Below are 20,364 nucleotides of genomic sequence, written 5' to 3' on the forward strand. Positions count from 1 at the left end.
TTGTTGCTTTCTGGTTTCTATCTATAAAATAAAAAATTTAAATACTTCATCATCGAACGGCCATTCGTTTGGAACGTTCCATTCGTTTTGTTGGTTGTATTCTATCACACGGTTTTTTTAAAAGCAATAGCTTTTTAGAAATTTCCCAAATTTTTTTGGAACGTTCAAAAAAGTAATTGACAAGCCCTATCCCCCCTTGCTAAAATGAAATAAATTTTAAGAGTTATGTTCTAAATTATCATTTTTATGTGAAAACATTGTTTTAATCGCGGATAGTCAGAATCTCTCTTAGAGTAAATCAATTCGACGAGGTGAAAAAAATGAGTGAACAAAGGGTTGCAATCATAACAGGCGGAACGCGCGGTATGGGTAAGAGCATGAGCCTTGCGCTTGCGGAAAGAGGCGATATCGTAATCGCGGTTTACCGTTCCGACGGAAAGAGCGCGGCGCAGGTGAAGGGCGAGCTGAAAAAGCTTTCGCCGAAGTCGGACGTAATCCAGGGGGACGTAAGCAAAAAAGCGGATGTGGAAAGGATCGTAGGGACGGTCGGCGAGCGCTTCGGACGCATCGATATCCTTGTCAATAACGCGGGTATTTTTGATTTTGCCTTCCTTGAGGATATGACGGAGGACGACCTCGACCGCTATTTGAGCATTAATTTCAAGAGCCAGTTCCTGATGACGCAGGCTGCCGCTCCCTATATGAAAAAGCACCAATATGGCAGAATCGTGAACGCATCTTCGATCTCCGCGACGATCGCGGACGTCGGCCTTGTGGGCTACGGATGCAGCAAAGCGGCGGTCAACATGTTTACCAAGATCATGTCTGCTGAGCTTGCGCCTTACGGCATCACGGTGAACGCCTATGCACCTGGAATCATCCATACGGATATGACGGATGGGATGATCCGCGAGCGCGGTGACGAGCAGGTAAAGCAGATTGCCCTCAAACGCTTCGGCACAGGTGAAGAAGCTGCGGCGCTGGTCGCGTTTCTCGCCTCTCCCGAGGCAGGCTACGTGACGGGAGAGATTATTGGCGTGGACGGCGGCTTTTTTAAGGTACAGAATCCATACCGTGCGCATGAATATGCAAGCACAGGGAAATAACGGCTGTTCTTCCCGGGCCGTTTTTTGGCTGCACGAAAAAAGGCAGGCTCCGCTTATACGGCCGCCTGCCTTTTTGTATCGCTTATTTTGTTCATCGCGCCAACAGGCCCGCCCGGTAACCAAGGTGTTTTCCCAGCGCCTCCTTGAGACCCTCCGCACAAGCCGCCTTTGGTAATGCTGCTTATATTCGTGCCCGCCGATATACTTCCCGCGGCCAAATCGCAATTAAAAAGACCGGATCGACCGGTCTTCCATCGTTCCCGGTAAAATTTATGCGCCGTCAAGGCCGCGGATCTCATCGAATGGGAAAATCACCGCCATGGCATGCCCCACGATCTGGTCATGACGGATCGGCCCTACCATCCGGCTGTCCATAGAATTCGCGCGGTTATCGCCCATGACAAACACCGTATCCCCGGGCACGGTGACTGCCTCCATATCCGCATAGGGCTGCTCGCCGGTGTATTCCTCGCTCAGCGCTTCCCCGTTGATATAAACCGTGCTGTCCCGGATTTCCACCGTTTCCCCGGGCAGGCCGATGGCGCGCTTCACGTAATTATTGTTCGTCCCGTCCGAATAGTGCACGATGATAATATCGCCGCGCTCGGGAAGCCCCGCATAGCGGCTGACCTTTTCGACCGCGAGCCGTTCGTCCGTGTGCAGGGTGGGCTGCATGGAGGGTCCGTCCACCAATATGATCTCAAACAGGAATGCCCGCACCAAAAACGCCACGGCAACAGCGATCCCGATCGCAAGCACCCAACCCCATATGTTTTTTGATTTCTCCTGACGTTTTTTGGCCACTCTCGACTCGGTTTCTGTCATAACATCCGTCTGCCTTCTTCATCTGTTTTCTTACGTCTGATTATACCACAGAACCGGCGGGGCCGGCGTGAATAATTTGTAAAAACCGCCGAAGGCGTCTGCCCCCGGCGGTCCGGTTCTCCAAAAGGCCGTATTTATTCCACAGTCACGCTTTTCGCGAGATTCCTCGGTTTATCCACGTCGCAGCCCTTCTGCACGGACATATAGTAGGCGAAAATCTGCATCGGGATAATAGATGTGATCGTCGCCTCGAAATCGATGGCGTCGGGCACGGTAACGATCTTATCCGCCACGTCCTTGACCAGGTCCTGATATTTCTCCTGGGTGACCACCATAACGACCGCACCGCGCGACGTAACCTCTTTTACGTTACTCAGGCATTTTTCGATCAAGTCGCCCTGCGTGAGAACCGCGACAACCAGCGTTCCTTCTTCCACCAACGCGATGGTGCCGTGCTTAAGCTCTCCGCCCGCATATGCCTCGGAATGGATATAACTGATCTCTTTGAGTTTCAACGAGCCTTCCATAGCCATCGCATAATCGAGCCCGCGGCCGATATAGAACACGCTGTGCTCTGTGAAATGCTCGTAGGCAAATTTTTGCAGCAACTCCTTGTTTTGGATCACCTTCTCCGCATTTTCCGGAACTTTCTGAAGTTCCGCGACATACGTGTGGTATTCTTCCTTCGTGATCCCGCCCTTTGCATATGCAAGCTTTAACGCAAACATGTAAAGCGCCATCAGCTGCGTTGTATATGCCTTGGTGGACGCGACCGCAATTTCAAGCCCCGCGCGCGTATACAGCACCTTATCCGCCTCACGCGCAATGGTAGAGCCAACGACGTTCGCAATCGCAAGCACGAACGCCCCGCGGCTTTTCGCCTCCCTGAGCGCGGCGATGGTGTCCGCCGTTTCGCCCGACTGGCTGACCACAATCACAAAATTGTCCTGATCTATGATCGGGTTCTTATACCGGAATTCCGAAGCGATCTCCACCTCTACCGGGACGCGCGCAAACCGCTCGATGATATATTTTCCCACATAAGACGCGTGGTATGCGGTGCCGCACGCAATGATCGTAATTTTCCTGATCCCCGCGAGCATAGCGTCGTCGATCCCGATCTCGTCAAAATTGATCTCTCCGTCTTTCACGCGCGGATTGAGCGTATCCGCGAGTGCGCGCGGCTGTTCCTCGATCTCCTTGAGCATGAAATGCGGATAGCCCGCTTTTTCCGCCTGCGAGACATCCCATTCCACGGTGAACACGTCGCGGTTGACCGGGTTCAGCACCTCGTCGTACAGCATGACCTCGTCCTTCTTCACAACGGCGATCTCGCCGTTGTTCAGGAAGTATACGTCGCGCGTATATTCAAGAATCGCGGGAATATCCGACGCGATCAGGTTCTCGTTCTTGCCCACGCCCACAACGAGGGGGCTGTCTTTACGGACCGCGACGATCTCGTCCGGGAATCGTTCGCATATGACGCCCAGGGCATAGCTCCCCTTGAGCTTGGAGATCGCCTGGGAAACGGCCTCCTTGAGGTCGTCCTTCAGGTAATAAGCAATCAGGTGGGCAATGATCTCCGTATCCGTTTCCGAAACAAAAGAAACGCCCTTTCTCGTAAGCCATTCCCGCAGTTGCAGGTAATTTTCAATGATGCCGTTGTGCACGATGGCGAGGTCTCCCGCCTCATTGATATGGGGATGGGCGTTCTTTTGGTTGGGCTCACCGTGCGTCGCCCAGCGCGTATGCCCGATGCCGACGGTGTGCTCCGCACATTTGCCCGCCACCATTTTCTCAAGCCCGGCAAGCTTGCCCTTTTCCTTATAGAGGGTCATTCTCCCATCGTCAAGATACGCGATCCCCGCGCTGTCGTAGCCGCGGTACTCGAGTTTCTGCAAACCGCCGATCAAAACCGGGATAACGTTCCTATCCCCTATATATCCAACTATTCCGCACATAATACCTCTCCTGTTTTTACCGATTGAAGTCAATACATATTGTATTATATCTTATTTGAAATAAAAAATAAATAAAAATCCGTGCCTGTGCGGCAAATGCCGCGGCATAAAAAAGGAACGCCTCCCGGCGCTCCTTCCGTCGCTTTTATTTCAGGCGCTTTTCAATCAGCTTGGCCACTGCCACGGCCTGCTTCGTAATCGCCTCTTTATCCTTGCCTTCAATCATGACGCGAACCATGGGCTCTGTGCCCGAAGTACGGATCAGCACCCGGCCCTCGCCGTGAAAATCCTGCTCCAGCTTTTTGATCGCTGCAAGGATCTCCTCGTCTTTATCGTAATCGTGCTTTTTCTCGTCGCTGACATAGGCGTTTACAAGCACCTGCGGATAGGTGCTGACCGGCCTCGCCAGCCGCGCGAGCGGTTTATCCTGCCGTTTCATTACCGACATCAGCTGCACGCCCGAAAGGATCCCGTCTCCCGTAGTGTTGTGATCGAGGAAAATAATATGCCCCGATTGTTCACCGCCGAAATTATAACCGTTCGCCAGCATTTCTTCGAGCACATAACGGTCGCCCACACCCGTACGCACAAGACTGATCCCGTTTTCCCGCAGGGTCGCCTCCATGCCCATATTGCTCATAACCGTCGCAACTACCGTATCCTTATTGAGGACGCCGCGCTCTTTCATGTCGATTGCACAGATCGCCATCACCTTGTCGCCGTCTACAATACTGCCGTGTTCGTCCACCGCGATCAGGCGGTCTGCATCGCCGTCAAAGGCGAGCCCCACGTCCGCGCCAAGCTCGGACACCAGCCTGCACAACTGGTCCGGATGGGTGGACCCGCAGTTCTCATTGATATTCGTACCGTCCGGCATGTTGTAGTAGGGGATGACCTCCGCGCCGAGCAGCTTAAAGATCCACGGAGCGACTTCGCTTGCCGCGCCGTTGGCGCAGTCGAGAACCACCTTCATTCCATCGAGGCGCACATCCGTCGTTTCCACCACAAAGTCCATATAGTCCTGTGCCGCTTTTTTCAGGCGTACCCGCCGCCCGATTTTCTTGCCCGTAGGCTGCGGGATGGTCTCCGAGCCGTTCATGATGATATCTTCGATACGGTCCTCGATTTCATCCGCCAGTTTGTAGCCGCTGGAATTGAAAAATTTGATTCCGTTATACTCCACCGTATTGTGCGACGCTGAGATGACGACCCCCGCGTCGTAGCCGGAATGCCGGGTCAGATATGCGATTGCCGACGTAGGCAGCGTACACGCCACCACCGCCTCCGCACCCGCCGAACAAATACCCGCCACAAGCGCGGATTCCAGCATATCGCCCGAACCCCGCGTATCTTTTCCGATCAATATCCTTGCGCTGTGAAGCTCGTTAGTCAGGCAATACGCACCCGCGCGCCCCAAGTCGTACGCCAGCCTGGATGTGAGTTTTTCATTCGCAATGCCGCGCACTCCGTCCGTACCGAATAGTCGTGCCATAAATTATATACCCCTTTGATCCTGATTGAATATTTATTGTTCCTGCGCCTTTGCCGCCTGCAGTACGCAGCCCAGCCCAAGGCTGTTGTCCGCCGCGACTGCGCCGTCCGCAACCGCCGTGACGATCTGCCGCAGCCGCTTCGTGCGGATATCGCCTGCGCACGAAACCCCCGGAAGGTTCGTCTTGCAGGACTCATCCGCCTTGATGAAGCCCGCTTCGTCAGTCTCGACCTGATCCTTCACAAGGTCCGTTTTGGGCGTCTGCCCGACCGCGATGAACACGCCCGCAACCGGCAGGTCCTTTGTCTTTCCTGTCTTCACGTCCCTTACCGTTACGCTTTCCACCGTGTTTTCCCCGTTGACCGATTCGGGCGTATGGGAAAGAACAAACTCGATGTTCGGCACTGCTGCCGCCGCATCCACCATGCCCTTCATGGCGCGGAACTGATCCCGCCTGTGTATAACATAAACCCTGCTGCAGAATTTCGCAAGGTAGAGCGCATCTTCCACGGCCGTATTGCCGCCGCCGACCACGGCGACATCCCGCCCGCGGAAAAAGGCTCCGTCGCATGTCGCACAGTAGGAAACTCCCGCCCCGAGGAGAGCGTCTTCCCCCTTCACGCCAAGCTGTTTGGGCGAAGCGCCCATCGCCAGAATCACGGCCTTTGCCTGATAGGCAGTTTTTGTCGTGGTGATCTTTTTTACCGGTTCCCGGAGTTCAAATTTTGTAATTTCCTCCGTAACGATCTCCGCGCCGAGGTTTTGCGCCTGCAGCTTCATGCTGTGCGCAAGAGCAGCGCCCGTCACTTCGTTCTCAAATCCCGGATAATTGTCGATAATATGGCTGATCGCCATCTGTCCGCCCGCAAACGCCCGTTCCAGCACAAGCGTCCTGAGCCCGCCGCGGCACGCGTAAATCGCCGCCGTAAGGCCCGCGGGACCCGCTCCCGCAATGATAACATCATACGTCATAGGAATGTCCCCTTTTTATTTGTGATATCTTACCAATAATACCATAGATACCATTTAAACACAAAACCTCAGCTTCTTTTGCTTTTGAAAAAGCGCCCGTCCAGCTTTGCGGCAAGGAAAGCCGCAAATTTCCCCATGTCCACATCCGTAAGCTGGCTTTTGGGGATCAGAAACGCTTCCGCCTCGCTGATAAAAAGATAAAACGCTTTGTGCGTTTCATACCCGCCCACGATCTTTTCATATGGGAACTCCGCAAGGGATTCCCGGTTTTCTTCCGGAATATCCTCGCGCACTTCCATCTGCGCGTCCGTGAAGGTGTAGCTCTGAGGACTTTCCACAGCTTCCTGCACCAGTTTATACTGGCGTTTCGGCTGGGACCTCGTCGCGGTAACAAGCGCAGAGACGAGCGCCGCGCCAATTCCAACCAGCAAAATGAGCGGAATCAGCCCCAGCGAATAATTCAGCAAAAGCGCGTTGCATATGCACAGTACGGCCAACGCCGCCACGATCACAAGGAGGATCGTCATATATTTTACAAAACCGCTCCGTCCGCCGTTCGCACTACGTTTTTCAAAAAGTGTAAACATCCAATAGTCCCGGAACACCTCGAAATCTGTTTTCGTCGTAAACTTGAATTCTTCCATGCAAGCACCTCCGTCATTGGATATTATTGTACATCAAAAAAGATAAAATTCCAAATCGGAGGTGCGGCCGGAGCGCAAAGGACAGTCGTTGCCCGATTCCGCTCCATCCCCGGACGTCCTGCCCCGTTTTCTGCGCACAGCTCATTTTCAAAGTTTGTTCTCCGTTTCCCCTAGCGTGGTATATCCATATTGTCGCGGTGTTTTGCAAAATCATTTTCCCAGGTTCCCGTACCCGCCGCTGCCGTGACGGCCAGCGCATCCATGAAACAGGCAGCCGTACATTTTGCCCGTGAACTCCTTAGCCGCGGTTTCGCCCGGAACCTATAAGGGCGGGCTGTGTGCCATTTTCCAACAAAAAACCCGCATTCCATACGGATTTGCGGGTTTTGTAAGTGTTTTTCTTTTAACGCTTGGAGAACTGCGGCGCTCTTCTTGCTGCTTTGAGGCCGTATTTCTTTCTTTCCTTCATCCTTGGGTCGCGCGTCAGGAACCCTGCGGATTTCAATGCCGGACGAAGCTCAGGCTCCGCCTTGATGAGCGCGCGGGCGATTCCGTGGCGGATCGCGCCTGCCTGGCCGGTATAGCCGCCGCCCTTAACGGAAACAAATACGTCGTATTTGCCTGCCGTATCCGTTACGGCGAAGGGGGAACGCACAAGCATCTTCAGCGTTTCATAACCGAAGAACTCTTCAACATCCCTCTTATTTACCGTGATATTGCCTGTGCCCGACATGATACGGACCCTGGCAATGGATTTTTTTCTTCTGCCTGTTCCCAGGAACTGTTCTTTCTTTGCCATTTAAACCTTCCCCTCCCTCTTAAAGCTCTATTGCTTCGGGCTTCTGGGCCGCGTGGTCGTGCTCTGCGCCTCTGTATACGCGCAGCTTCTTGAGCATTTTCCGGCCGAGCTTGTTTTTAGGAAGCATTCTTCTGACTGCTTCATACAGGGCAAATTCCGGTTTGTTTTCCATCAGGTCCCTGTACTTCGTCGTCTTCAGGCCGCCCGGGTATCCCGAGTGTCTGTAATATAATTTCTGATCCAGTTTTTTACCCGTAAAAACGAGTTTGTCCGCATTGATTACGATGACGTAGTCTCCCGTATCGACATGCGGAGTATATTCCGGCTTGTTCTTTCCGTGAAGGATATTGGCAACTTTGCTTGCCAGTCTGCCGAATACCTGTCCCTCAGCATCGACAACATACCACTTCTGCTCCACTTCGCCGGGTTTCGCCATATATGTTTTCATTAGGCTTTCCTCCCATGGTATCTTCAATTTTATGTTCCGGGCACAGTATCTTCCTTTCCCGGGAGGTCCCAATTCCCGGTGCTGAAATCCACCGCTTTCGCGCGTGCACAGGGCTAATTGTGCATACAGGCGCATAAAATAGTTTACTGAAAATCCGCACGGTTGTCAAGCTTTTTCATGAAAATATCCGTTCCCGGGGCAAAATAGAAGAAATTAACCGGCTTGCACGAACTGTCCGGAATTTTTCAGGCAGCTTTATTTACAGGTCCTGTATGTTCATTTTATCGATTTCGCTTTGCTTTTTCTGTTTTTTAAACATCACAATAAAGATGACGAACTGGATCGCCGCGCCGATGAGGAATAGAAAATTCAGGAAGGTCAGAAAGCAGGAGACAATTGGGATTACGATCCCCCAAACGCCGAGCCTGCGAATCATATACCACTCGGCAAGGCTCATCGCCGCGATCACCGTTATGAGCACTGCCAGAAAAATCAATGAAGAGCCCGTCATTGCCATCATAATTGCCTGCCTTTCCTGCTTTTCTTGTATTCCGAAATCAGCACCTTGGCCGTATCGAAATCCAGCTTGTCGTTTACTGCCATACGCTTAATCAGCGCCACATACGGCTCTTCGGCGTAATTGTCGCTGATGGCAATTTTCTGGATCAGCTTGTCGAGCCGCAGGCGCACCGTCGGATAGGTAACGCCGTACCGCTTTGCCATTTCCTTGAGGGACCCGGACGCGAGCACAAAGTTTTTGATGAAGGACACGTCTTCATCCTCGAGCGCCGCCATCCATTCCGGGATGATTTCAACCGCCATTGCAATCCCTCCTTTAATAATATTAAATATATCATTTAATATTATTAAAGTCAATGTTTCATTTTATCCTTATTATTATTTATGCCGCCCAACAGAAAACCCGCTGCCTCAATGGCAGCGGGCCGGCCCGGCTTTGAAACTTCAGGTCACAGTTCACTGTAATACAGCAGGATATCTTTATACTCGCCGTTTTTGGCCTGGAAACCTTCGCACACACGGCCAATCTGGCGGAACCCGATTTTCTCATAAAGATGAATCGCCGCAAGATTGTCTTCAACGACGGCATTGAATTGGAGGATGCGGAACCCAAGCTCCCGTGCCTGTACCATGCAGTCGCGCACCAACTGTTCGCCGATCCCTTTGCCGCGGCAACCCGAGTTCACCGCAAAGGAGGCATTGGCAATATGCGCACAGCGCCCGACGTTGTTCGGATGCAAAATATAGAGGCCGACAAGTTTTCCGTCATCTTCCGCCACGCCGCAGTAAGACTGCGAACCGAAAAACGATTTCGCGCCCGATTCGCTGAGCATATCCGCCTGCGGGAATGCTTCGCCCTCGTCGACAACCGCATTCCAAATATCCATCATGACCGGAATATCCTCTCCGGTATACTTCCTGATTGTGACGCCCATAAAATTTTACCTCGCCAATTTAAATTATTAATGCGGGATTTCTCCCGTTATGATCCGCATTGTTACCATCATACAATACTCCGGCGTCAATTTTCAATATGAATTGTGAAAAAATTCATAATATACTTCTATAAGGAACAGCCCCTGCGCCTGCGCAGTCGCCCCGGCGAGCTTGCGGTCCTTCGCCGCGATGGCGGCCCCCACTTCCTCCGGGGTCAGTTTTCCCTTGCCGACCGCAACCAGCGTGCCCGCAATGATGCGGACCATGTTATACAAAAAACCGCTGCCTTTTACATCGATCGTGATATAATCCCCGTCTTTCGCGACGTCCACGGAATAAACGGTACGCACCGTCGTCCCTTTGAGGTCCGACCCCGCCGCGCAGAACGCCGCAAAGTCATGCTCCCCCTCGATATACGCCGCCGCTTCCCGCATCCTTGCAACGTCGAGCGGCACAGGAACAAACATGGTGTACAAGCGGTCTACCGCGCCTTTTTCCCGCGTATTCCGTATCCTGTATTGATAATGCTTGCCTTTGGCGGAGAAGCGTGCGTGAAAGCCTTCCGGCGCCGCAAAGGACTTCTTGATGCGGATGTCGTCTGGGAGCAGCGTATTCAGTACGTAAAAGAATTTATCCGGCGGGATATCGGTCTCCGCGTCAAAGTGCGCAACCTGCCCGAGGGCATGTACGCGCGCGTCCGTGCGTCCTGCGCCCACGGCCGGCGTTTTCGCGCCCAGTGCTTTTTCGAGCGCTTCCTCCAGTTTTTGCTGTACGCTGACGCCGTTTTTCTGTATCTGCCAGCCGCAGTAATTTGTTCCGTCATATTCCACAATGAGCGCGATCCTCTTCATCCCGTTTCCTCCCCGCTCACAGGAACACCATAAACAAGATGCTTGCCGCAAGCATAAGGATCAACGCCCAAATATCCATCCGTTTAAGGTGCAGCACCTTCATACGGGTCCTGCCTTCGTCGCCGTGGTAGCAGCGGCTTTCCATCGCGAGGGCGAGTTCGTCTGCGCGTTTGAACGCGCCCACAAACAGCGGAACCAGCAGCGGTATCATATTTTTCGCCTTTTTCAGCAGGTTCCCGCTGTCAAGCTCCGCGCCTCGCGCAGTCTGCGCTTTCATGATGCGGTCTGTTTCCTCTACCAGCGTAGGAATAAAGCGCATGGCAATGCTCATCATCATCGCCATCTCGTGCACGGGAAATTTAATCTTTTTCAGCGGCGAGAGGAGGCTCTCCATGCCGTCCGTTAATTGCATGGGAGATGTGGTAAGGGTCAGCAGGCTGGTCGCCACAATCAGCAGTACGAGCCTGATCGCAATAAACACCGCTTTCTCGATCCCTTCTTTCGAGATAGTCAGGAAACCCCACTGCCAATAAATGGTCTGCCCGCTGTAAAACAGGATATTCAGCACAAAGGTAAATATGATGATGAAAAGGAGCGGCCGGATACTGCGCAAAATAGTAACCGGTCCGATCTTCGCCAGTGCAATAATCAGGATAAACAGCACAGCGAGAGCAAAAAACCCCCACATCGTGCGGACCACGAATACGGCGACCAGAAAAAGAAGCGCCACGAGTATTTTAATGCGCGGGTCCAGCCTATGGACGACCGTATCGCCGGGAAAGTACTGGCCCAGTGTGATATTTTTCAGCATTTGCCGTCCTCACTCAGTTTCAGGATCGCTGCAACGAGCTCGTCCTTCTTGATGATGTCACTCGGGATATCCCATCCGCGTTCTTTGAGCATAGCCGCCGCTTCACGCGCTTCGCTTGCCCCAAGCCCTACTTTTTTGAGCTTATCGAGGTCCGCGAACACTTCCTTCGGCGTTCCGTCCGCATAGAGCTCACCGTGATCCATGGCAATGATCCGGGAAGCATAATCCGCAAGGCCGTCCATATTGTGCGAGATCATGATGATCGTAACCCCGCAGTCGTTGAGCTTTTTTACGAGCTGCATAAATTGTTCGCGCCCCAGCGGATCAAGTCCTGCAATGGGCTCGTCGAGAATCAGGATCTGCGGGTCCATGGCAAGCACGCCCGCGATCGCCACCTTGCGCTTTTGCCCGCCGGACAGGTCGAACGGCGAAAGCGGTTTAATCTTTGCGGGCTCAAATCCTACAAGCTCGAGCGCGGTATCCACGTTCTTTTCCGCTTCGGCCTCCGTCATGCCCGCTTTCAACGGGCCAAAGGCCACATCCTTTCCCACCGTTTCTTCAAAGAGCTGGTATTCCGGATACTGGAACACCACGCCCAGGGTGCGGCGCAGCAGCTTGCGGTCGTAACCGGAGGCGTTAATGTCCCTGCCGTTCACAAGGACCGTGCCCGAAGCCGGCTTCAGGAGCCCTGCCATCAATTGGATCAGGGTCGACTTCCCGCAGCCTGTGTGCCCTATGATGCCTACGAACTCTCCGTCCGAAACGTCAAGGCTGACGTCCTTTAAGGCCTGTACCTCAAAAGGCGTTCCCGTCATATAAAAATAGTTCAGTTTTTTTACACTCAGCGGCATAACTCGTCCACCAGTTCTTTAAGGGTCACAGGACACTTGCCGAGGTCCAGCCCCTTTTCTTTTAAATCATAATAGACCTGCGTTGCGAGCGGGGGCAGCAGGCCTGCCTCTTCCAGTTTATCTTTATGGGAGAAAACCTCGCGCGGCGTGCCCTCGTCCGTCACAGCGCCGTCCGCCATGATAAATACACGGTCGGCCTCCGACGCTTCCTCCATATAATGCGTAATGAGCACGATTGTTTTGCCTTCCTCTTTATTGAGGTAACGGATCGTGTCCATAACCTCCGCGCGGCCTTGCGGGTCCAGCATGGCCGTAGGTTCGTCAAACACGATGATATCCGGATGCATAGCAAGCACGCCCGCAATTGCGATGCGCTGCTTCTGGCCGCCGGACAGCATATGCGGGGCGCGTTTTTCAAAACCCTGCATGCCTACTGCCTGAAGCGCCTCCGTAACCCGTCCCCGGAGCTCGTCGTGCGGCACGCCGAGGTTTTCCGGACCAAATGCCACGTCTTCCTCGACCACCGTTGACACAAGCTGGTTATCCGGATTCTGGAACACCATGCCTGCACGGCTGCGGATGCCCCACACGTTGGCTTCGTCCGCCGTGTCGAGCCCGACCACCGTGAGTGACCCTTCCTGCGCGCGCAGGAGCACATTGATGTGCTTCGCAAATGTGGATTTCCCACTTCCGTTATGACCCAGCACGGCAACGAACTGTCCCTGCCCTACTGTGAGCGTGACGCCCTTGAGCGCGAGCTTAGGCTCCGAACCTTCGATGGTCGGATATGCGTATTTTATTTTTTGTGCGTCAATTACGTAATTGTCCATGATAGCGAATTCTTTTTTATCAAGAAAAAAGAACCAAAAAAGAAAGCAGCGAAATACCTTGATGCAAGCGTATACGGGAGCGGATAGTTTGACGATGCAGCGAGCAAACCGCGGGAACGCGCATAGACGCGTGCGGCACATACATAAAATATCGATTAAATCGAGCCGAAGGCATAAACTAAATTGCGATAGTTCAGCGAAAAAACTCTTCCGCTTATCATCCCTTTTAAAATAGCCGTTCTGGCCGCGCACTCCCTGTTAGCGAAAGAAGGAAACTTAATAGCTTATTAAGTTTCCTCCCCAATTTCAATATAATGTTTCCACTCGGCCTTATACCAGCTCAAGAATCACGACCTCGGCTGCGTCGCCGCGCCGCGGTCCTTTCTTAATGATGCGGGAATATCCGCCGCCCTGTCCTTTGTCCTTCGCACGCTGTGCATACTTCGGCGCGATCTCGCGGAACAGTTTCTCTACAACGGGCATGTTGACGTCGCCCGTGCGCTTCTTATAATCGTATTTGCTTTCCTTTTCCAACTTTGTTTCCGGAATGTTGTACAAATAGGAAATAATCATGCGGCGCGCGGCCAGCTTCGCGGGCGAATCGTTCGTGACTTTTGTCTTGGTGCCGTCGACCGTTTTTTCGACCTCAACCGTATTGTCATACTGCTTGATCGCCTTGGTAATCAGCTTTTCCGCAATCCTCTGCGTTTCTTTTGCACGCATCATTGTCGTTTCTATTTTGCCGTTCCAGATCAGCGACGTCACAAGGCCACGAAGCATCGCTTTTCTCTGGTCGGAAGGCCTGCCTAATTTTCTCATAGCGTTTCTCCTTCGTACTTTTCGTTACTGCAATCAGTCGTCCTTGCGCAGCGAAAGCCCCAAAGCTTCCAGCTTCTGCTGCACTTCCTCGAGTGACTTTTTACCCAAATTGCGCACCTTCATCATTTCTTCTTCGTCGCGCATAATGAGTTCTTCCACTGTATTGATCCCCGCGCGTTTCAGGCAGTTGTACGAGCGCACCGAGAGGTCCAGTTCCTCGATCGTGATTTCCAGTATCTTTTCTTTTTTGTCTTCTTCTTTTTCGACCATGATTTCTACGTCGCTTACGTGGTCCGTCAGGTTGATGAACTGCGCAAGATATTCGCTCATGATCTTTGCGGCAAGGGAAGTCGCCTCGTCGGCGTTCACACTGCCGTTTGTCCACACTTCAAGCGTCAGCTTGTCAAAGTCCGTGATCTGGCCGACACGCGTGTTCTCCACCGCAAAGTTGACTTTTGTCACAGGCGTGAACAGCGAATCCATAGGAATCACGCCGATCGGCATGTTCGGATCCTTATTCTTGTCCGCCAGTACATAGCCGCGGCCTTTCTCCAGCATAATCTCCATATAGAGATTTGCCGTTTTGTCGAGCGTCGCGATGTGCAGGTCGGGATTTACAATCTCAACTTCCGAATCAGTTTCGATGTCAGCCGCCGTTACATCCTTGGGTCCTTTTGCGTTGACGATCAGCTTTTTAGGTTCATCCGTATGCATCTTCGCGCACAGGCCCTTTAAATTCAGCACGATATTGGTGACGTCCTCATGGACGCCTTCGATCGTTGAAAACTCGTGCAAAACGCCGTCGATCTTTACGCTTGTTACTGCCACGCCGGGCAGGGAAGACATCAGTATCCGCCGAAGTGAATTCCCAAGCGTCGTGCCAAAGCCGCGTTCAAGGGGCTCCATGACAAATTTGGCATACTTTTTGTCTTCACTCATGCTGACACATTCTATATTCGGTCTTTCGATTTCAAGCATATTTAACCTCCCTTATGGTAATGATTACGCGCACGCGGAGCGCGCGCACGCAACTGAAGGAGTTCCCATTATTTGGAATACAACTCGACGATGAGATGTTCCTCGATCGTAAGGTCGATGTCGTCCCTCTCCGGAATCGCGACAACCTTGCCCGTAAGCTCGGCAACGTCGAATTCCAGCCATTTCGGAACGCCTTTTCCGCCCTCTTCTTTGAGCGTTTTGAAGTATTCCTGCGAAGCGGAGCGCTGCGCGACCGTGATCGTGTCTCCCGCGTTCACCAGATAGGAAGGAATGTCTACTTTGCGGCCGTTGACCAGAACGTGACCGTGCATCACGAGCTGGCGCGCCTGTGCACGGCTGTCGCCGATGCCAAGACGAAAGCACACGTTGTCAAGACGCCGTTCCAAAAGCTGGAGCAGGTTTTCGCCCGCTTTACCCTTCATTTTTTCTGCGATATCAAAATATTTTCTAAACTGGCTTTCCAGAATGCCATATGCACGTTTAACCTTCTGCTTTTCACGAAGCTGCGTGCCGTATTCGGACATCTTCCCGTGGCGTCCCGCTCCGTGCTGTCCGGGAGCGTTCGGGCGCAGCGTGAAAGCGCATTTCTGAGAATAGCAACGGTCGCCCTTCAAAAAGAGCTTTGCGCCTTCCCGGCGGCACAAGCGGCAAACCGGTCCTGTATATCTTGCCATAATTTACGTACCTCCTTATACCCTTCTGCGTTTCGGCGGACGGCACCCGTTGTGCGGGATGGGCGTCACATCCTTGATGAGCGTTACTTCAAGACCAGCCGTTTGCAGCGCGCGAATCGCGGCCTCCCTACCGGAGCCCGGTCCTTTTACGAACACTTCCACGAATTTGAGGCCGTGTTCCATTGCCGCTCTTGCAGCCGTTTCAGAAGCAACCTGCGCAGCGAAGGGCGTGCTCTTCCGCGAGCCGCGGAAGCCCATGGCTCCGGAGCTCGACTGGGAAAGGGCATTTCCCTGCATGTCGGTCATGGTTACGATCGTATTGTTAAAGGAAGAACGAATATGCGCCTGGCCTTTTTCAATGTTCTTCTTTTCTCTGCGTCTTCTGGACACTTTTTTCTTAGGTGCAGCCATTATTTATTCCTCCTTATTTCTTTTTACCCGCAACTGTCCGTTTCGGTCCCTTGCGCGTGCGTGCGTTCTGCTTCGTGCTCTGGCCGCGGACAGGCAGTCCTTTTCTATGACGGATGCCGCGATAGCAACCGATCTCCATCAGGCGTTTGATGTTGAGAGATACTTCTCTTCTCTTATCGCCTTCCACCTGAAGGTTTTTGTCGATATAGTCCCTGATCTTGGAAAGGTCGTTCTCGTCGAGGTCTTTCACTCTGATGTCAGGGTTCACATTTGTCGCGGACAAAATCTGCTGAGACGTCTTAAGGCCAATACCGTAAATGTAGGTAAGCCCGATCTCAACGCGTTTGTCTCTAGGCAAGTCTACGCCAGCAATACGTGCCATACTTCTCTTTCCACCTCCGTGAATTTTAAGCGGGGTCGCCGCCGATATCTTTTGTTTCCAAAAGGATGACAATTTAAATATTATATCATATCATCCGGGTTATATAAAGCTTATACGTAATATTTGCGCGTCCCTCTCGTGGACCGTGCGCAAACCAGCCGCGCGTATAAACGTTATTTTCCTCAGCCCTGTTTCTGTTTGTGCTTTACATTGGGGCAGATTACCATTACTTTCCCTTTTCTCTTGATGATCTTGCACTTTTCGCAAATGGGTTTTACCGATGGTCTTACTTTCATCTTAAAAGCCTCCTCTTTTCATTCGTATCTATCATCGCGCCGCACGTTACGCTTTGCCGCGCCACGTGATCCTGCCTCTGGTGAGGTCGTAGGGTGAGAGTTCTACCGTCACCTTGTCGCCGGGCAGTATACGGATATAGTGCATACGTAGCTTGCCGGAGATATGTGCCAGTACCTTGTGTCCATTTTCAAGCTCTACTTCAAATGAAGCGTTGGGATACGTATCCGTAACGGTCCCTTCCACTTCGATTACGTCGCTCTTAGACAAATTTACTCCTCCTTTGCCTGCATCGTGTTCTTAAGCGCGCTCCGAAGCTCCGCATCGAACACCTTTGTTCCCTGTTCCAGCTTGTCCCTGATTCCTTCGAGCACTGTGCCCGTAAGCTCCAGGTGTTTCAGTTTCTTTTTCTTCGGCTGCTTCAGCCGCCGAAGGGCTCCGTCCGCGATCAGCACATAGGGCTCTTCGAGAAGCTCTACGACCAGGAACGGCCTTCCTTTGTCCCTGCCGGATTTACTTATCACGACCCGGCCTGTCTCCACGGGGTAATTGTCCAATTTATCGCTCCCCCATTACGGTGCTGTCAATATCTCCGGCCCGTTCTCCGTGATTGCCACGGTGTTTTCATAATGGGCCGCAAGACTTCCGTCCGCCGTTTTTACCAGCCAGCCGTCGTCCATCCAGCATACTGCGTCGCCGCCAAGCGTTACCATCGGTTCGATCGCAAGCACCATGCCCACGTCGAGCCTTGGATTCGGCCCGCGGAAGGAAAAATTCGGAATTTCCGGAGCTTCGTGCATCTCCCGGCCAATGCCATGGCCCACAAGCTCCCGTACGATTCCCATATCGTTCCTGAGAATGACCTCTTCAATCGCACGGCTGATATCCTTAAGGCGGTTGCCTGCGCGCGCCTCGCGCATTCCCGCGAAAAAGCTTTCCCGCGTTACGTCGATCAGGAGCTGCTCCGTGGAGGTAATGTCGCCTACGGCCACCGTGCGTGCCATGTCGGACTGCCATCCATTAAGGATCGCGCCCATATCGATACTGAGGATATCCCCATCGCGCAGAACCTTCCGGTCGGAAGGAATCCCGTGAACGACGCCGTCGTTGACCGACGTGCAAATACTGCCGGGAAAGCCGTTATACCCTTTGAAAGAAGGGGTCGCCCCCGCATCTCCCAGATATTGTTCGACGATCCGGTCGAGCTGCATGGTCGTTACGCCCGGCTTCACATGGCCGAGAACCTCCTGCATACAATTGAAGAGCAGCCGCCCCGATTCGCGCATCAGCTCAATTTCGTGCGGCGTTTTGATATTAATCATACCTTTTTCAGCACTTCCACGATATAGGCAGCTTCTTCTTCGATCGGCATTGTCCCGTCTACATTAGATACAAGGCCGCGCCTGGAATAGAATTCGATCAGCGGAGCCGTTTGGTCTTCGTAAACACGGAAGCGTTCGCGCACCGTCTGTTCGTTATCATCCGCGCGGGTGATAAGGTTTCCGCCGCATTTGCCGCATTTATCACTGCTATGGGTCTTTGTGCTGTGCACTTCGCCGCAGTCTTCGCATACACGGCGCGCAAGTACACGGTCGACGATCACCTGTACATCCACTTCAAGATTGACCACGGCATCGATCGCCGCGATTGCGTCGAGCGCTTCCGCCTGCGCAACCGTACGCGGGAAACCGTCAAGCAGTACGCCGCCCTTCGCATCGTCCGCCTTCATGCGCTCGCCCATCATATCGATAATGACCTGATCCGGGACAAGCGCGCCCTTGTCGATGTAAGACTTCGCAAGCTTCCCGAGCTCGCTGCCCGCCTTCATTTCGGCCCGCAGCATATCGCCGGTCGAGATGTGCGCCAGGTTCATTTCTTTGCCAACCCTTACCGCCATCGTGCCTTTGCCCGATCCGGGAGGGCCTAAGAAAATTACATTCATGGTAATTCCCTCTCTGCTCTTTCAGGAGCGTTTCTATCCAAACGTGCACAGAACCGGACCATGCCCGGCACTGTGCGCGCCATTTATGCTAGTTGAGGAATCCTTTGTAATGCCTCATCATCATCTGTGCCTCGAGCTGCTTCGTCGTTTCGAGCGCCACGTTGACCATAATGAGCAGGCTCGTTGCGCCGAATACGCTGGCGACCCCGGTAAGGCCGGTAACAAACGTCGGAACCGCAGCCACGACCGCAAGGAAAATCGCTCCGAAAAGCGTGATCCTCGAGAGAATCTTGGCGAGGTAGTCGGACGTTGGCTTGCCCGGACGGATACCCGGGATAAACCCGCCGTTCTGCTGCAAATTCTTCGATACGTCCACCGGATTGAATGCGATCTGCGAGTAGAAGTAGGAGAAGAACAGGATCAGCAGCGCATATACAACAGCGTAAATCCACGTGTCCGGGCCAGCGTATTGCAGGTACCACTGGTAAAAGCCGCTCTCCGGCCAGAACTGGCCGATCATGCCCGGAAGCATGAGGATCGTAACCGCAAAGATCAGGGGCATAACGCCGCTCTGGTTGACTTTCATCGGGATGTGCGTGGACTGGCCGCCGTACATTTTGCGTCCCACCACCCGTTTTGCATACTGCACCGGGATTCTGCGTTCGCCGAGGTCGACGAACGTAATGCCGAGAATGATGACAAACGCAAGCGCCGCTACGATCAAAACCGACCAGAATGTAATCGTGCCCAGCTCTACCTTGGTGATGATATCCTGGATCATCGCCGGTACGCGCGAGATGATGGAAATGAAAATCAGCAGGGAAATTCCGTTGCCGATACCCTTCTCCGTAATGCGCTCGCCGATCCACATGATGAGCGCCGTGCCCGCGGTAAGGCATATGATAATCGTGATATAGTCGAACGGGTTGTCCGGATTCTGCACTGCCTGCGAGCCGAACCCAAGCAGGATTCCGATCGCCTGCACAAGGCCAAGGATAACGCCGAGGTATCTTGTGATAGAGGCAATCTTTTTCCTTCCATCGTCCCCTTCCTTCGCCATGCGCTCCAGCTTCGGGATCGCAACGGTGAGGAGGTTCATAATGATGGACGCATTGATATACGGAACGATACCAAGCGCAAAGATCGTCATATTGCCGAGCGCACCACCCGAGAACAGATTCAGGAATCCAAGCACGTCATAGTCTGCAACCTGATTTGCAATGAACTCTACATTCACGCCTGGAACCGGGATATACGCGCCGATGCGGTATACGAGAAGCATCAGCAGCGTGAACAGGATCTTTTTCCTGATATCCGGCATTTTCCATGCGTTCGCAATGGTTTTAAACATTATACCACCTCAATGCTGCCGCCAGCGGCTGTAATTTTCTGCTCAGCCGTTTTCGTGAACTTCGCAGCTTTTACAGTGACCTTCTTCTTCAGTTCGCCGTTTCCGAGGACTTTCAGGCCGTCATATGCCTTTTTAATCATGCCGGCATCGATCAGCGTCTGAACATCTACGCTTGCGCCGTCCTCAAGTTTTTCAAGATCAGAAACGTTGACTGTCGCATATTCCTTCGCAAATATATTGGTGAAGCCCCTCTTTGGCAAACGCCTTGCAAGCGGCATCTGGCCGCCTTCGAACCCGGGACGGACACCGCCGCCGCTGCGGGATTTCTGGCCCTTCTGGCCTCTTGCGGAAGTTTTGCCTACACCGGAGCCGCATCCTCTGCCCACGCGCTTGGGCGCCTTTTTTGCACCCTCCGCAGGACCAAGTTCATGAAGTTTCATAAGCTCT

The 20,364-nt window shown here is 53.0% G+C and carries 27 protein-coding genes; 1 reads left to right on the forward strand and 26 read right to left on the reverse strand.

The features are described 5' to 3' along the window. The first annotated feature begins 320 nt into the window (after nt 1–320). Nucleotides 321–1,106, forward strand: coding sequence for an SDR family NAD(P)-dependent oxidoreductase (locus tag B1H56_RS10020; RefSeq protein ID WP_066522657.1), 786 nt, complete (start codon nt 321–323; stop codon nt 1,104–1,106). A 270-nt stretch (nt 1,107–1,376) separates the two neighbouring features. Here the strand turns inward: B1H56_RS10020 and lepB are convergent, their stop codons facing one another. The 26 genes from lepB to rplO all read right to left on the reverse strand — a co-directional run bounded on the left by lepB (nt 1,377) and on the right by rplO (nt 20,357). After that, a complete protein-coding gene (lepB, locus tag B1H56_RS10025) occupies nt 1,377–1,931 on the reverse strand; it encodes a signal peptidase I (RefSeq protein ID WP_066522658.1) in 555 nt (184 codons plus the stop codon). A gap of 134 nt (nt 1,932–2,065) precedes the next feature. After that, nucleotides 2,066–3,892: a glutamine--fructose-6-phosphate transaminase (isomerizing) gene (glmS, locus tag B1H56_RS10030; protein WP_066522660.1), complete on the reverse strand. Its 1,827-nt coding sequence runs from the start codon at nt 3,890–3,892 to the stop codon at nt 2,066–2,068. A gap of 145 nt (nt 3,893–4,037) precedes the next feature. After that, complete coding sequence (gene glmM / locus B1H56_RS10035) at nt 4,038–5,384, reverse strand: phosphoglucosamine mutase (RefSeq protein WP_066522661.1); 1,347 nt, start codon at nt 5,382–5,384, stop codon at nt 4,038–4,040. Between the two features lie 33 nt (nt 5,385–5,417). Continuing rightward, the gene (trxB, locus tag B1H56_RS10040; protein ID WP_066522662.1) at nt 5,418–6,356 is read right to left on the reverse strand and encodes a thioredoxin-disulfide reductase; all 939 of its coding nucleotides are present in this window, start codon (nt 6,354–6,356) and stop codon (nt 5,418–5,420) included. Between the two features lie 68 nt (nt 6,357–6,424). After that, nucleotides 6,425–7,000 carry a YcxB family protein gene (locus tag B1H56_RS10045; RefSeq protein WP_066522663.1) on the reverse strand — a complete coding sequence of 192 codons (576 nt, stop codon included), beginning with the start codon at nt 6,998–7,000 and terminating at the stop codon, nt 6,425–6,427. 403 nt (nt 7,001–7,403) lie between these two features. After that, a complete protein-coding gene (gene rpsI, locus B1H56_RS10050) occupies nt 7,404–7,799 on the reverse strand; it encodes a 30S ribosomal protein S9 (protein ID WP_066522664.1) in 396 nt (131 codons plus the stop codon). A gap of 19 nt (nt 7,800–7,818) precedes the next feature. Further along, nucleotides 7,819–8,247 carry a 50S ribosomal protein L13 gene (gene rplM / locus B1H56_RS10055; RefSeq protein WP_066522666.1) on the reverse strand — a complete coding sequence of 143 codons (429 nt, stop codon included), beginning with the start codon at nt 8,245–8,247 and terminating at the stop codon, nt 7,819–7,821. Between the two features lie 259 nt (nt 8,248–8,506). Beyond that, entirely contained in the window at nt 8,507–8,767 is a 261-nt protein-coding gene (locus B1H56_RS10060; RefSeq protein ID WP_066522667.1) for a hypothetical protein, read from the reverse strand. Continuing rightward, on the reverse strand, nt 8,764–9,069 hold the full coding sequence (locus B1H56_RS10065) for a DUF2089 family protein (protein ID WP_066522669.1): 306 nt from the start codon (nt 9,067–9,069) through the stop codon (nt 8,764–8,766). Before B1H56_RS10065 ends, B1H56_RS10060 begins: the two co-directional genes overlap by 4 nt. Nucleotides 9,070–9,215: 146 nt before the next feature. After that, nucleotides 9,216–9,701 (reverse strand): GNAT family N-acetyltransferase, encoded by a 486-nt coding sequence (locus tag B1H56_RS10070; protein ID WP_066522670.1) that lies wholly within the window; start codon nt 9,699–9,701, stop codon nt 9,216–9,218. A 93-nt stretch (nt 9,702–9,794) separates the two neighbouring features. Next, nucleotides 9,795–10,553, reverse strand: coding sequence for a tRNA pseudouridine(38-40) synthase TruA (truA, locus tag B1H56_RS10075; protein ID WP_066522672.1), 759 nt, complete (start codon nt 10,551–10,553; stop codon nt 9,795–9,797). Nucleotides 10,554–10,569: 16 nt separating this feature from the next. Then, nucleotides 10,570–11,364, reverse strand: a complete 795-nt coding sequence (locus B1H56_RS10080; protein WP_066522674.1) for an energy-coupling factor transporter transmembrane component T family protein — start codon at nt 11,362–11,364, stop codon at nt 10,570–10,572. Then, nucleotides 11,358–12,215 (reverse strand): energy-coupling factor transporter ATPase, encoded by an 858-nt coding sequence (locus tag B1H56_RS10085; RefSeq protein ID WP_066522675.1) that lies wholly within the window; start codon nt 12,213–12,215, stop codon nt 11,358–11,360. The genes B1H56_RS10080 and B1H56_RS10085 overlap by 7 nt, the downstream gene beginning before the upstream one ends. After that, entirely contained in the window at nt 12,206–13,045 is an 840-nt protein-coding gene (locus B1H56_RS10090) for an energy-coupling factor transporter ATPase (protein ID WP_066522677.1), read from the reverse strand. The genes B1H56_RS10085 and B1H56_RS10090 overlap by 10 nt, the downstream gene beginning before the upstream one ends. Nucleotides 13,046–13,375: 330 nt before the next feature. After that, on the reverse strand, nt 13,376–13,864 hold the full coding sequence (rplQ, locus tag B1H56_RS10095; protein ID WP_066522678.1) for a 50S ribosomal protein L17: 489 nt from the start codon (nt 13,862–13,864) through the stop codon (nt 13,376–13,378). A 33-nt stretch (nt 13,865–13,897) separates the two neighbouring features. Continuing rightward, nucleotides 13,898–14,842, reverse strand: a complete 945-nt coding sequence (locus B1H56_RS10100) for a DNA-directed RNA polymerase subunit alpha (protein WP_066522679.1) — start codon at nt 14,840–14,842, stop codon at nt 13,898–13,900. A gap of 68 nt (nt 14,843–14,910) precedes the next feature. Beyond that, a complete protein-coding gene (gene rpsD, locus B1H56_RS10105; RefSeq protein ID WP_066522682.1) occupies nt 14,911–15,537 on the reverse strand; it encodes a 30S ribosomal protein S4 in 627 nt (208 codons plus the stop codon). 15 nt (nt 15,538–15,552) lie between these two features. Then, nucleotides 15,553–15,948 (reverse strand): 30S ribosomal protein S11, encoded by a 396-nt coding sequence (rpsK, locus tag B1H56_RS10110; protein WP_066522684.1) that lies wholly within the window; start codon nt 15,946–15,948, stop codon nt 15,553–15,555. Nucleotides 15,949–15,961: 13 nt separating this feature from the next. Further along, nucleotides 15,962–16,330 (reverse strand): 30S ribosomal protein S13, encoded by a 369-nt coding sequence (rpsM, locus tag B1H56_RS10115; RefSeq protein ID WP_066522685.1) that lies wholly within the window; start codon nt 16,328–16,330, stop codon nt 15,962–15,964. 182 nt (nt 16,331–16,512) lie between these two features. Next, entirely contained in the window at nt 16,513–16,626 is a 114-nt protein-coding gene (rpmJ, locus tag B1H56_RS10120) for a 50S ribosomal protein L36 (RefSeq protein WP_046444730.1), read from the reverse strand. Between the two features lie 46 nt (nt 16,627–16,672). Beyond that, nucleotides 16,673–16,894, reverse strand: a complete 222-nt coding sequence (gene infA, locus B1H56_RS10125) for a translation initiation factor IF-1 (RefSeq protein WP_046444729.1) — start codon at nt 16,892–16,894, stop codon at nt 16,673–16,675. A 2-nt stretch (nt 16,895–16,896) separates the two neighbouring features. After that, a complete protein-coding gene (locus B1H56_RS10130; RefSeq protein ID WP_242861992.1) occupies nt 16,897–17,181 on the reverse strand; it encodes a KOW domain-containing RNA-binding protein in 285 nt (94 codons plus the stop codon). 15 nt (nt 17,182–17,196) lie between these two features. Further along, complete coding sequence (gene map, locus B1H56_RS10135; protein ID WP_066522687.1) at nt 17,197–17,946, reverse strand: type I methionyl aminopeptidase; 750 nt, start codon at nt 17,944–17,946, stop codon at nt 17,197–17,199. After that, nucleotides 17,943–18,566 carry an adenylate kinase gene (locus B1H56_RS10140; protein WP_066522688.1) on the reverse strand — a complete coding sequence of 208 codons (624 nt, stop codon included), beginning with the start codon at nt 18,564–18,566 and terminating at the stop codon, nt 17,943–17,945. The genes map and B1H56_RS10140 overlap by 4 nt, the downstream gene beginning before the upstream one ends. Before the next feature lie 88 nt (nt 18,567–18,654). Beyond that, nucleotides 18,655–19,917, reverse strand: coding sequence for a preprotein translocase subunit SecY (gene secY, locus B1H56_RS10145; protein ID WP_066522689.1), 1,263 nt, complete (start codon nt 19,915–19,917; stop codon nt 18,655–18,657). Then, nucleotides 19,917–20,357: a 50S ribosomal protein L15 gene (gene rplO / locus B1H56_RS10150; RefSeq protein WP_066522690.1), complete on the reverse strand. Its 441-nt coding sequence runs from the start codon at nt 20,355–20,357 to the stop codon at nt 19,917–19,919. The genes secY and rplO overlap by 1 nt, the downstream gene beginning before the upstream one ends. Between the last annotated feature and the right edge of the window lie 7 nt (nt 20,358–20,364).

The organism is Christensenella minuta (genome assembly GCF_003628755.1).
Classification (GTDB): Bacteria; Bacillota; Clostridia; order Christensenellales; family Christensenellaceae; genus Christensenella; species Christensenella minuta.

What these genes read in the sequence shown, in the direction of transcription:
- B1H56_RS10085 (WP_066522675.1), bottom strand. Translation starts at nt 12,215, where the DNA reads ATGCCGCTGAGTGTAAAAAAACTGAACTATTTTTATATGACGGGAACG.
- rpsI (WP_066522664.1), bottom strand. Translation starts at nt 7,799, where the DNA reads ATGGCAAAGAAAGAACAGTTCCTGGGAACAGGCAGAAGAAAAAAATCC.
- rpsM (WP_066522685.1), bottom strand. Translation starts at nt 16,330, where the DNA reads ATGGCACGTATTGCTGGCGTAGACTTGCCTAGAGACAAACGCGTTGAG.
- map (WP_066522687.1), bottom strand. Translation starts at nt 17,946, where the DNA reads ATGATTAATATCAAAACGCCGCACGAAATTGAGCTGATGCGCGAATCG.
- lepB (WP_066522658.1), bottom strand. Translation starts at nt 1,931, where the DNA reads ATGACAGAAACCGAGTCGAGAGTGGCCAAAAAACGTCAGGAGAAATCA.
- secY (WP_066522689.1), bottom strand. Translation starts at nt 19,917, where the DNA reads ATGTTTAAAACCATTGCGAACGCATGGAAAATGCCGGATATCAGGAAA.
- truA (WP_066522672.1), bottom strand. Translation starts at nt 10,553, where the DNA reads ATGAAGAGGATCGCGCTCATTGTGGAATATGACGGAACAAATTACTGC.
- B1H56_RS10090 (WP_066522677.1), bottom strand. Translation starts at nt 13,045, where the DNA reads ATGGACAATTACGTAATTGACGCACAAAAAATAAAATACGCATATCCG.
- B1H56_RS10070 (WP_066522670.1), bottom strand. Translation starts at nt 9,701, where the DNA reads ATGGGCGTCACAATCAGGAAGTATACCGGAGAGGATATTCCGGTCATG.
- B1H56_RS10060 (WP_066522667.1), bottom strand. Translation starts at nt 8,767, where the DNA reads ATGATGGCAATGACGGGCTCTTCATTGATTTTTCTGGCAGTGCTCATA.
- B1H56_RS10080 (WP_066522674.1), bottom strand. Translation starts at nt 11,364, where the DNA reads ATGCTGAAAAATATCACACTGGGCCAGTACTTTCCCGGCGATACGGTC.
- B1H56_RS10065 (WP_066522669.1), bottom strand. Translation starts at nt 9,069, where the DNA reads ATGGCGGTTGAAATCATCCCGGAATGGATGGCGGCGCTCGAGGATGAA.
- B1H56_RS10020 (WP_066522657.1), top strand. Translation starts at nt 321, where the DNA reads ATGAGTGAACAAAGGGTTGCAATCATAACAGGCGGAACGCGCGGTATG.
- rplM (WP_066522666.1), bottom strand. Translation starts at nt 8,247, where the DNA reads ATGAAAACATATATGGCGAAACCCGGCGAAGTGGAGCAGAAGTGGTAT.
- rplO (WP_066522690.1), bottom strand. Translation starts at nt 20,357, where the DNA reads ATGAAACTTCATGAACTTGGTCCTGCGGAGGGTGCAAAAAAGGCGCCC.
- B1H56_RS10045 (WP_066522663.1), bottom strand. Translation starts at nt 7,000, where the DNA reads ATGGAAGAATTCAAGTTTACGACGAAAACAGATTTCGAGGTGTTCCGG.
- glmM (WP_066522661.1), bottom strand. Translation starts at nt 5,384, where the DNA reads ATGGCACGACTATTCGGTACGGACGGAGTGCGCGGCATTGCGAATGAA.
- rplQ (WP_066522678.1), bottom strand. Translation starts at nt 13,864, where the DNA reads ATGAGAAAATTAGGCAGGCCTTCCGACCAGAGAAAAGCGATGCTTCGT.
- glmS (WP_066522660.1), bottom strand. Translation starts at nt 3,892, where the DNA reads ATGTGCGGAATAGTTGGATATATAGGGGATAGGAACGTTATCCCGGTT.
- trxB (WP_066522662.1), bottom strand. Translation starts at nt 6,356, where the DNA reads ATGACGTATGATGTTATCATTGCGGGAGCGGGTCCCGCGGGCCTTACG.
- B1H56_RS10100 (WP_066522679.1), bottom strand. Translation starts at nt 14,842, where the DNA reads ATGCTTGAAATCGAAAGACCGAATATAGAATGTGTCAGCATGAGTGAA.
- rpsD (WP_066522682.1), bottom strand. Translation starts at nt 15,537, where the DNA reads ATGGCAAGATATACAGGACCGGTTTGCCGCTTGTGCCGCCGGGAAGGC.
- rpsK (WP_066522684.1), bottom strand. Translation starts at nt 15,948, where the DNA reads ATGGCTGCACCTAAGAAAAAAGTGTCCAGAAGACGCAGAGAAAAGAAG.
- B1H56_RS10140 (WP_066522688.1), bottom strand. Translation starts at nt 18,566, where the DNA reads ATGAATGTAATTTTCTTAGGCCCTCCCGGATCGGGCAAAGGCACGATG.
- rpmJ (WP_046444730.1), bottom strand. Translation starts at nt 16,626, where the DNA reads ATGAAAGTAAGACCATCGGTAAAACCCATTTGCGAAAAGTGCAAGATC.